The sequence below is a fragment of the Candidatus Woesearchaeota archaeon genome (genome assembly GCA_003694805.1).
Lineage (GTDB): Archaea > Nanobdellota > Nanobdellia > Woesearchaeales > J110 > J110.
This window is the reverse complement of the sequence record RFJU01000037.1, coordinates 1-7,044: the sequence shown is the minus strand read 5'-3', so window position 1 is coordinate 7,044 and position 7,044 is coordinate 1. Positions and strand designations below refer to the sequence as shown.

Annotated in this window: 7 protein-coding genes and 1 tRNA gene; 6 read left to right on the top strand and 2 right to left on the bottom strand. The window is 54.9% G+C overall.

What is annotated here, in order from left to right; genetic code table 11:
• Positions 1 to 141 precede the first annotated feature (141 nt).
• Positions 142 to 474 (bottom strand): hypothetical protein, encoded by a 333-nt coding sequence (locus D6783_01585; protein ID RME53591.1) that lies wholly within the window; start codon positions 472 to 474, stop codon positions 142 to 144.
• Positions 471 to 2,294: a lamin tail domain-containing protein gene (locus D6783_01580; GenBank protein ID RME53590.1), complete on the bottom strand. Its 1,824-nt coding sequence runs from the start codon at positions 2,292 to 2,294 to the stop codon at positions 471 to 473. The genes D6783_01585 and D6783_01580 overlap by 4 nt, the downstream gene beginning before the upstream one ends.
• A 460-nt stretch (positions 2,295 to 2,754) precedes the next feature.
• On the opposite strand from D6783_01580, the gene D6783_01575 reads away from it, so the two are divergent.
• The 6 genes from D6783_01575 (at position 2,755) to D6783_01550 (ending at position 6,765) form a co-directional block, all read left to right on the top strand.
• Entirely contained in the window at positions 2,755 to 4,560 is a 1,806-nt protein-coding gene (locus D6783_01575; protein ID RME53589.1) for a hypothetical protein, read from the top strand.
• Positions 4,557 to 4,781 (top strand): hypothetical protein, encoded by a 225-nt coding sequence (locus D6783_01570; protein ID RME53588.1) that lies wholly within the window; start codon positions 4,557 to 4,559, stop codon positions 4,779 to 4,781. The genes D6783_01575 and D6783_01570 overlap by 4 nt, the downstream gene beginning before the upstream one ends.
• Positions 4,781 to 5,404, top strand: coding sequence for a hypothetical protein (locus tag D6783_01565; protein ID RME53587.1), 624 nt, complete (start codon positions 4,781 to 4,783; stop codon positions 5,402 to 5,404). Before D6783_01570 ends, D6783_01565 begins: the two co-directional genes overlap by 1 nt.
• A 170-nt stretch (positions 5,405 to 5,574) precedes the next feature.
• Positions 5,575 to 5,684, top strand: a tRNA-Leu gene (locus D6783_01560).
• Between the two features lie 228 nt (positions 5,685 to 5,912).
• On the top strand, positions 5,913 to 6,107 hold the full coding sequence (locus tag D6783_01555; GenBank protein ID RME53586.1) for a hypothetical protein: 195 nt from the start codon (positions 5,913 to 5,915) through the stop codon (positions 6,105 to 6,107).
• Positions 6,108 to 6,183: 76 nt separating this feature from the next.
• A complete protein-coding gene (locus tag D6783_01550; GenBank protein RME53585.1) occupies positions 6,184 to 6,765 on the top strand; it encodes a DNA-3-methyladenine glycosylase in 582 nt (193 codons plus the stop codon).
• The last annotated feature ends 279 nt before the right edge of the window (positions 6,766 to 7,044 follow it).

The window sequence follows — 7,044 nt, the reverse complement described above, 5'->3', positions numbered from 1 at the left end:
TCTGTTTTTTTGCTTCTTTTTCTCGTTTTTTTTGTTTTGTACGCGGTCTTGCTTCGTGAGGATTTTTTTTTGAGCAGGGATTGCTTCATTCGGTGCGGAGAAGACGTGTTGCGACCTGCTGCGGCCTGCTGGTTTGTTGTTCTATGTGCAGAAGGTAATGCGTGGGTTGTAGTCGTCGCAATCCCCCAGGCAGGTGCTCACGCCGTCGCGGTCGTTGTCGTTGCCGTTGAGGGAGGGGTTGAGGTCGTTGCAGTCCTTCCCGCCGCAGTACGTTGCCAAGTCGCCGTCGCGGTCGTTGTCGGAACATGGAGGTGGCGTGCTTGTTGGTTTGATGAGGATGGGTGGTTGTTCATTCTCTGTTGGTAGGGTCTGTATGGCCAGTCCTGCCTGGGAGGGGTTGTTGTTGAAGAAAAGGGAAAGGATGAGCAGGGATGTCACGGCGATGAAGAGGAGATTTTCTGTTTTTGATGTCATCGTTTCTGAACAGGTTCTTCGCGTCTTTTTCTATTTAAGTGTTTCTTTTTTTTTTCGTTCTCCACTTTTTGTCGTTTGGGATCCGTCTCGTTTCTTGAATGGTGTTTTTTTTTTGTTTGGGTGGGGAGGGTGTTGCTTTTTGTCGGCGGTGGTTTGTTGTTTTTTTGGTTTTTCTTGTTTTGTGCCAAGCTTCGCAAGAACCCGTACGCGCCGAGGGTTGAGGCGAGGCCGGTGAGGGCGACGGGCATGATTTTTTTTGCACGGAGAAGGGGCGAGGTGTAGATGGTGTTTCCTGTTGTGCGGGGTGCTGTGGTCTTGGCGGTTGGTTCCGCGCTTGGACGGCGCTTTTCTTGTTGTGTTGTTTTTGTTGCCGCGGCGTGTTCGGGGATGGTGCGGGTTATGTTCCATGACGTGTTCCAGGCGGTTTGTGGTTCTGAGAGGGTGATGAGGAAGGTGTAGTTGCCTTCTCCGCGGAGTGTGAATGGGAGGGGTTCTAGATCGATGTCCGCGACGGTGACGTGTTTGGTGGTGAGTGGTTGGATGGGGCGGAGGTTCTTGTAGAGTTTGGTGGTGATGGTGTACGTGCGGGGTTGCTCTTCGTTGTTGACAATGAACAGGTGTGCGAGCAAGGTATCTTCTTGGTTGTCTTCTTTGCCGCCCTGCTCGTTTCCGATGGGTTCCTGCCTCGTTGGGATGATGACGCGCGCCATCGTGCCCGGCGGTTTGTGTTGGTCGTTCATGTTGGGGAGGGGTGTTGGGAGGTGGAGGGTTGTCGTTTGTGGTTCGCATCCTTCGAGGGTGATGGTTGCGGTGAGGGTTGCATATCCTTTTCGTTGTGGCGGGATGGGGAGGGTTTGGTGTTCGATACCGGTCCACGTGATTCGTGTTGTTCCTTGGTCTGTTATGAGGTTGCCTGTCCAGAACGCTTGCGCGGCACGAGCGGGTTGGTCGAGCCACACTTCCCACGTAGCAGAGGCTTCTTCGTCCCTGCTCGTTTTGGATGCGTTGCTTTCATGGAGGGGGTTTTGTGGAAGTTCTCGTGAGCGCAGTTTCCAGAGCCACGGGCATGTGTGAGGAGTGATTGCGGGGTTTTGTTTGGTGTGTTGTGTTTGTTGGTCGTTGGTGCATGTGCAGGTGAAGGAGGTGTTGTTTTGGAGCCGAGGCGTTTCGTTTTTGATGACGATGCCCGGGTGGTGGTAGGATCCGGGCGTTCCTCCTGGTTGTTCGCTTTCTGTCCAGTGTGTTCCGTTCCATTCAAGGGAGTGGTTTTCGCGTGCCGTGTTGGTGTAGTGGTGGGTGTCGATGAGGGTGTCTTCTCGGTAGAGGTAGACGGTGTCGCCGCTGTTGGCAAGGCCGTTGCCGATGCGCGTTCCTGCTGTGTAGACCCACGCGTTTCCTTGTGCGCCTTTGTACGTGTCAGTTACGATGAGGGCGATGGGGAGGGTTCCTTGTCTCACCAGGCGGAGGGTGTCGTTTTGGTTGGCATCGCCGATGGCGTATCCTGTGAGGTTTGTTGCGTTGATGAGTTCGATGAATTCTCCTGCAGCTTCGTTTCCGGCGGGGTTGTACATGATTTCAGAGAAGTGTTGGGCGCTCGTGTTGCTTGTTGATAAGAGTGTGAAGGCGGTTAAGAAGAAGAGAATTGAGAGGGGCCGGGCAGCTGAGAAGAAGCGGCTGGCGCGGGAGCGCGGCGTCGTGGCTTGTTGCTCCTTGCACGGCGCAGGTTGCGGTGTTGTGCTGGGCTGGCGCGGGCGTGGGCGGGTATGGTGTTCGTGGTTGTTTTGTGGTTTTGCTTGCGGTTGTTTTTTGGTTTGGTTCATGAAACAAGGGTGTTGTCCTTGCCTTTTTTCCTGCTTTGCGGGGTGCTTTGCGGAAGGTATTCGGATGTGTGCAGAAGGTTTACTTTCAGAAAGGTTTGTGGTTGGCTTCGTTTCTGAATAACATTTTTAGTATCGCCCCTGCCAAGATGTTTTTCATTCGCCAATGAAAAAAAACCTTTTTATACGCTTGGCCGTATTTAAAAACATCTCGTCGAGTAAGGCGGGGGAGTGATGGGGCCCAATGGGATTGTTTACTGGTTTGCGCAAAGGGAGGTCGGCGTCAGTTCGACCGCCTCCTGCGCTGAGTGAAGATATTGCTATGCCTCCGCCGCCTCCTGTTCGCAGTGATGCAGGTAGTGGTGCTGGCAGTGAGAAAAAAACGTTGCCTTTGCAGGCGCCGTCTCCCCATGGAGGTCCTCCGAAGAGCCCGTCTCGTTCTGGGCATGAGTCTTCTTCTCAGGTGGAGGCGCCGAGCAGTGCAGGTGGCAGTGTAGAAGCGGTGCCGGCCGAGAAGGCACGGCAGGGCGAGGGTGGCGTGCACAAGGAAGGTGCAGATCGGGATGCTGATTCAGTTCCGATGCCGGGTGCAGGAGCGGGTGATTCGGGTGATTCTTTAGACGACGTCCCGCCCGTCTCGCAGGGAAAGGGTGTTGTTGCCGAGCCGCAAACCTTGAAGAAGGAAGACGTGTCAGGGCCTCGTCGAGGCGGGGAGGGGGAAAGCGGCGTTGATGCCGGAGTTGCTGCTATGAGCGATGAAAACGTCGGTGATGGGTGGGAAGTCGCTGATCCTGCGTTTCAGAGTATTCACGGTGACGTCTCCCAAGAGGACGAGCCCGGCTCTCCCTCTGCGCCCTCACAAGTGCAAGCACACGTGCCTGCTCACGCAATGCCGGAGTCGGGCGAGGGCGGCGCTGTTCATCATGACAGGGTTGAGGGGGGTGGCGAAGGCGAAAAAAAGGAATTGTTAGGCAGCGATGGTAGTGTGGCAGATGGCATTGGCTCAGCGGGTGCTCCTGGTCATGTCGAGGCTGAAGAAGCGTCGCCCACTGAGGGGGTGGGAAGCGACGGTGAAGATCTTTCGAGTCGCGCTGGTGACGGGGATGCGCTTCTTTCCCCGGAACGTTTGGACGAGATGGAGGCGTGGTTGTCTGGAACGTCTGAAGGAGGGGATCAAGATCAAGAAGACGTTGCTGAAAAAGAGCGTTCTGGCCCGGCGGTTCCGGAAAGGAACGAGGCAGGCGCTGGCGGGGAGGGCCTTGGCGGCGCTGGCGGAGCGAGTGCGGGTCTTGCACCAGTCGGTGCAGGCGGCGTGGACGCTGAGTCGTCTTCCTCGCTCGTTCTTCCCGACTTTGACGATACTGAAATCGAAGAGGCTGAGCGCTTGGAGCTCGCATCCAAGATGGCAAAGCCCCTTCCCGACGATGGTTTTAACGAGGCGCTCGCGCTGGAGGAAGCGGATGAAGGCGGGTTGGAAGAAGATGACAGCAGTGGCGGGCTTGCGAAAGCGCCTGTTCTTGGTGGCGCGGATACGGGCAGCGATGGTGCTGGCTCCTTTGTCGCGCCTGGCTCGCCAGTGTTGGAGCGTGACGGCCTAGCTGCTCAGCAGGAAGGTGTTGCGCGAAGCGACGCGGTTGATGATGCCTTGCACGCCGCGGCGAGGCCCTTAGTGGAGGAGGATGGCGCCGCGCAGGAGGGCTTTGCGCTCCCCACGAACAGCGACTTCAGCGGCGTCGAGGCAGGAGCTGGACGTGAGTCGCTAAACGAGGGAGCTGCACAGCTGCCGTCTGATGAGGAGCTTTCTCGTTTGGCAGCGATGCTCAAAGAAGTGTCTGACAAGAGTCATGATGATTTAGAGGGAAGTGTTGAGCCCTCCGCGAAGCCGCCGATTCTTCCTGATGAGGAGAAGGTGGAAGAGCATCCCGTCGGGGTTGTCAAGCCGCTCATCAAGTCGCTGCCCAGTTTTGAGCCAAGACAAGCAATGCCGGAGCAGTTCGAGATAAAGCCGTTGCTCGAGCCGTTGCCCCCGCCGCCAGAAAAAGAAGTGCCAAACGAAGTGTTTGTTTCCGGGGAGGACTTTGCTTGGCTCGTGACGGATTTGGAGAAGGTTCGGGACGATATTGTCTTGGTGTATGAGGATATTGATAAGATGGTGACGCTCGAGGAAGAAAAGAAGGGTATTTATACTACTTGGTGTGATGAGGTGAATGAAGTTCAGGAAGATTTAATGGCGCTGGACGTGAAGCTGGCTGCCGAGGTGAAGCAATGAAATCGTCCCCTCCTGTTTATGTGAAGATTGACGAGTACAAGGAGTTGCTTGAGGTTGTCAAGGTCCTGGCCAAGAAAGTGGAGCGCGCTGAGCAGACGCTCAAAAAAATCGGGGAGATTCGTGACAAGGAGGAGGCGGAGATTAAGGCGTGGTACCGGAACTTGGACGAAGTGAAAAAGAGGGTGTCTAGCATTTCTACGACTCTGCTGGACAATGAATGATGGCGAGCGAAGAGTATTACGTCAAGATTATCAATCCGGTTGGGGTGCGAAGGAACATTCTTGAGAGTTCTAAGTTGTTGTTGGAGTCCTTGAAGGGCTATCAGCGCATTCTTGATCTTCGTGATGAAAAGTTTGCGTTGATTGAGACGCTTCGCAGGCACATGCAAGAGTTGGACTTGCTTGCGGGGAAGTTGCGAGAAGAGCTGCCAAAGCAAAAATTGCTCGCGTTAATGGAGGAGGCGCCAGGAGAGTTGCGTGACGCGTTGCAGGCGATCCTTGATGGAAAGGCTTCTCGGGATGACGGCGTCGGGGGGGGTGCGCCTCAAGCGCTGGGGCAGGAGGAGAAAGAAGGAACTGCTGGAGAGGAGGGAGAGGGGGCGCAGAAAAAAGACAAAGAAGGCGCGGGCGAGAAAGGAAATGAAGGAGCGGACGCTTCTCCTAGCGAAGGGGTTGATTGGACTGCCGACAATACCGACGGCGCCGCAGCACAAAGCAAGGATGACGCGTCCCGGACGCAAGAGCGCGTCGATGAGGGAGCGGCGAAGAGCGATGCTGTGAAGCTCAAAGACATTCAGGAAGCGCTCAAGGAAGTGCGTGAGGAGATTGCTCGTCTCGACGGTTAAGCAAAAAGCGTGTGTTTTTTTTTCTTCGTTAACAGGGCAGGACGAGAAAGCACCAAGTTTATAAATTAGTGGGGAGTTTCTGCAGGCCTCCGGGAAGGTGTTGTTTTTTTTTGTCTTTTTCCCGTGCGGGGGTAGCAAAGCCTGGTCAATTCAAGGTCTTGCTTTGCGTTTCGAGCGTGGCTTTGAGACCGAATGCGCCAGACTCAAGGTCGGTATGTGAGGGTTGGATGGGTTATCTGGTCCCTCAGTGGGTTCGGGGGTTCGAATCCCTCCCCCCGCATTGCCAAGGTCAGCTTGCCTTGCCAAGACGCACGTGCACGATTCGAGATTGGTGAGTAAGAGCGGCGTCTGAATCAGGGCTGTGAAGCGGGTGCGTATTGTTGGCGTGGCCGGGCGTTTTCGTTTTGTTGCTTGCTCCAGGCACGTTGGCGCTTGGCTGAATTGCTGAAAACGAGGAGAACAAAAAAACTCGGTGAAACGAAAAGGTTCAGAACGATAGGTGAGAGGTATGAGTGATGAGAGAGATGTGAGGAAAGATTTCTTGTTTGAGCACAGAGAGTGGCTTTATCATGGCGAGGAAGGTGCAGAGTTGCTCGCTCGCGAAGCCAAGAAGCGGAGACTGTACCAGAATGATTTGCCAAGCAGTTCGTATTCTCCTATAACCAGGAGTTATCGAGGAGGAAGCAAGAAGGGCGAAGAATGAAGGGTATAGGAAGGAGTGACGAGTGCGTGTCGTGGTGGAAGGGTGTTCGTGGGGTGTTTTAGGTGGTGTGGGCAAGATGAGGTCGTCTGGGGTGCGGGGGCAGAGCGCGTTGTTTTCTGGGAGCACGCTCGCAGTTGCGAAGCGCTTGCTTGGTTGCGTGTTAGTTCATCGCGCAAAAGAAGGGGTTGCGTGTGGGCGTATTGTTGAAACGGAGGCGTATCTTTGTGATGATCCTGCGTGCCACGCGAGCAGGGGGGTGACGAAGCGTAATGCGCCAATGTTCGGGCCTCCCGGCACGGCGTACGTGTATTTCACGTATGGGATGCATTATTGCTTTAACGTCGTGACGAATAAGGAAGGAGTTGGCGAGGCAGTCTTGATTCGGGCGCTCGAGCCTCTTGAAGGTGTTGGGTTGATGAAGAAGCGCAGGGGTGTTGACGATGTGCGTTTGCTTTGCAGCGGTCCGGCAAGGTTGGTGCAGGCGCTGGGGATTTCTCTAGCGCATAATCGGCACGACTTGAGGAAGGATCCGCTGTACATCCTTCCAGGGAAAAAGCAGGGGAGCGTGACGGTTTCGACGAGAATTGGTATTCGTCAGGGCGCTTCTTTGCCGTACCGGTTTTACCTTGAGCAATCTCCTTTTGTTTCAAGGAGGTAAGCGGGGCGTGTCGTTGTTGTTATTGGTTCTGGCAAGGTTTTTTTTTTGTAATTCTGCTCGTTTGCTTTGCTGTGGCGGTGTTCGTTTTGATCTTGCCGTTGCTCTCTTGGTTGTGGTCAGGGGGCAAAGTTTTTTTAAAAGCAGGTTTGTTTCTGCTCTGTTGTCACTGGTGACAGTGTTGCTTTTTGGTTTTTTCTTTTCTTTTTGCGGGGGTGCCGGAGCGGTCAAACGGGCTGCGTTCAGGGCGCAGTGGCTCAGTGCCTACGAGGGTTCGAATCC

What these genes read in the sequence shown, in the direction of transcription:
- D6783_01565 (RME53587.1), top strand. Translation starts at nt 4,781, where the DNA reads ATGGCGAGCGAAGAGTATTACGTCAAGATTATCAATCCGGTTGGGGTG.
- D6783_01580 (RME53590.1), bottom strand. Translation starts at nt 2,294, where the DNA reads ATGAACCAAACCAAAAAACAACCGCAAGCAAAACCACAAAACAACCAC.
- D6783_01585 (RME53591.1), bottom strand. Translation starts at nt 474, where the DNA reads ATGACATCAAAAACAGAAAATCTCCTCTTCATCGCCGTGACATCCCTG.
- D6783_01550 (RME53585.1), top strand. Translation starts at nt 6,184, where the DNA reads ATGAGGTCGTCTGGGGTGCGGGGGCAGAGCGCGTTGTTTTCTGGGAGC.
- D6783_01555 (RME53586.1), top strand. Translation starts at nt 5,913, where the DNA reads ATGAGTGATGAGAGAGATGTGAGGAAAGATTTCTTGTTTGAGCACAGA.
- D6783_01570 (RME53588.1), top strand. Translation starts at nt 4,557, where the DNA reads ATGAAATCGTCCCCTCCTGTTTATGTGAAGATTGACGAGTACAAGGAG.